This window comes from Streptomyces viridochromogenes DSM 40736, from assembly GCF_000158955.1.
GTDB lineage: Bacteria > Actinomycetota > Actinomycetes > Streptomycetales > Streptomycetaceae > Streptomyces > Streptomyces venetus.
The window spans coordinates 1,428,378-1,430,942 of sequence record NZ_GG657757.1 but is presented as its reverse complement, the minus strand read 5'-3'; the positions used below and the strand labels follow the sequence as shown (position 1 = coordinate 1,430,942).

Here is a 2,565-nt window from a genome sequence, read left to right as displayed (position 1 = left end):
TCCCGGGCCTTGTACACACCGCCCGTCACGTCACGAAAGTCGGTAACACCCGAAGCCGGTGGCCCAACCCCTTGTGGGAGGGAGCTGTCGAAGGTGGGACTGGCGATTGGGACGAAGTCGTAACAAGGTAGCCGTACCGGAAGGTGCGGCTGGATCACCTCCTTTCTAAGGAGCACTTCTTACCGAGTCCTTCGGGACGAGGTCAGAGGCCAGTACATCAGCGAACGTCTGATGCTGGTTGCTCATGGGTGGAACGTTGACTACTCGGCACACTTGACCTGCTCTGGTCGTTAGTACTGCTTCGGCGTGGAACACGATATGGAGAGGCGAGGGTGTCGGGCACGCTGTTGGGTGTCTGAGGGAATGAACTTTCCTCATGCGCCGGCCCCAGTGCACTCGGACCGTAAGGGTTCGGGGTGATGGGTGGCTGGTCGTTGTTTGAGAACTGCACAGTGGACGCGAGCATCTGTGGCCAAGTTTTTAAGGGCGCACGGTGGATGCCTTGGCACCAGGAACCGATGAAGGACGTGGGAGGCCACGATAGTCCCCGGGGAGTCGTCAACCAGGCTTTGATCCGGGGGTTTCCGAATGGGGAAACCCGGCAGTCGTCATGGGCTGTCACCCGCTGCTGAACACATAGGCAGTGTGGAGGGAACGCGGGGAAGTGAAACATCTCAGTACCCGCAGGAAGAGAAAACAACCGTGATTCCGGGAGTAGTGGCGAGCGAAACTGGATGAGGCTAAACCTACGACGTGTGAGACCCGGCAGGGGTTGCGTCGTGGGGGTTGTGGGATCTCTCTTCTGTTGTCTGCCGGCAACAGGACGAGTCAGAAACCGTTGATGTAGGCGAAGGACATGCGAAAGGTCCGGCGTAGAGGGTAAGACCCCCGTAGTCGAAACGTCAGCGGCTCGTTTGAGAGACACCCAAGTAGCACGGGGCCCGAGAAATCCCGTGTGAATCTGGCGGGACCACCCGCTAAGCCTAAATATTCCCTGGTGACCGATAGCGGATAGTACCGTGAGGGAATGGTGAAAAGTACCCCGGGAGGGGAGTGAAATAGTACCTGAAACCGTGTGCCTACAAGCCGTGGGAGCGTCGGATACGTGCTTGCACGTATCTCGTGACTGCGTGCCTTTTGAAGAATGAGCCTGCGAGTTTGCGGTGTGTTGCGAGGTTAACCCGTGTGGGGAAGCCGTAGCGAAAGCGAGTCCGAATAGGGCGATTTTAGTAGCACGCTCAAGACCCGAAGCGGAGTGATCTAGCCATGGGCAGGTTGAAGCGGAGGTAAGACTTCGTGGAGGACCGAACCCACCAGGGTTGAAAACCTGGGGGATGACCTGTGGTTAGGGGTGAAAGGCCAATCAAACTCCGTGATAGCTGGTTCTCCCCGAAATGCATTTAGGTGCAGCGTCGTGTGTTTCTTGCCGGAGGTAGAGCACTGGATAGGCGATGGGCCCTACCGGGTTACTGACCTTAGCCAAACTCCGAATGCCGGTAAGTGAGAGCGCGGCAGTGAGACTGTGGGGGATAAGCTCCATGGTCGAGAGGGAAACAGCCCAGAGCATCGACTAAGGCCCCTAAGCGTACGCTAAGTGGGAAAGGATGTGGAGTCGCAGAGACAACCAGGAGGTTGGCTTAGAAGCAGCCACCCTTGAAAGAGTGCGTAATAGCTCACTGGTCTAGTGATTCCGCGCCGACAATGTAGCGGGGCTCAAGCGTACCGCCGAAGTCGTGTCATTGCAGCAATACGGCCAACGCCGGCTGTGATGGGTAGGGGAGCGTCGTCTGCCGGGTGAAGCAGCACCGGAAGGTAGTTGTGGACGGTTGACGAGTGAGAATGCAGGCATGAGTAGCGATTCACACGTGAGAAACGTGTGCGCCGATTGACTAAGGGTTCCTGGGTCAAGCTGATCTGCCCAGGGTAAGTCGGGACCTAAGGCGAGGCCGACAGGCGTAGTCGATGGATAACCGGTTGATATTCCGGTACCCGCTGTGAAGCGTCAAACATCGAGCATCGTGATGCTAAGGCCGTGAAGCCGCCGGTGATCCCTTCGGGGTGAGTCGGAGTGGTGGAGCCGCTGAACCAAGCGGTTAGTAGGTGAGTGATGGGGTGACGCAGGAAGGTAGTCCATCCCGGGCGGTGGTTGTCCCGGGGTAAGGGTGTAGGACGTCAGGTAGGTAAATCCGCCTGGCAATAGTCTGAGACCTGATGCCGAGCCGATTGTGGTGAAGTGGATGATCCTATGCTGTCGAGAAAAGCCTCTAGCGAGTTTCATGGCGGCCCGTACCCTAAACCGACTCAGGTGGTCAGGTAGAGAATACCGAGGCGTTCGGGTGAACTATGGTTAAGGAACTCGGCAAAATGCCCCCGTAACTTCGGGAGAAGGGGGGCCACACCTGGTGATGGACTTTACGTCCTGAGCTGGGGGTGGCCGCAGAGACCAGCGAGAAGCGACTGTTTACTAAAAACACAGGTCCGTGCGAAGCCGTAAGGCGATGTATACGGACTGACGCCTGCCCGGTGCTGGAACGTTAAGGGGACCGGTTAGCTCCATTTCGGTGG

1 other annotated feature (cut by a window edge) is annotated in these 2,565 nt (G+C 57.6%).

Annotated elements, in window-relative coordinates:
* Window positions 1-470: 470 nt before the first annotated feature.
* Window positions 471-2,565: a sequence feature (mutual gap in cmsearch alignment for this rRNA model is longer than 100), on the top strand; it runs 998 nt beyond the window's last position.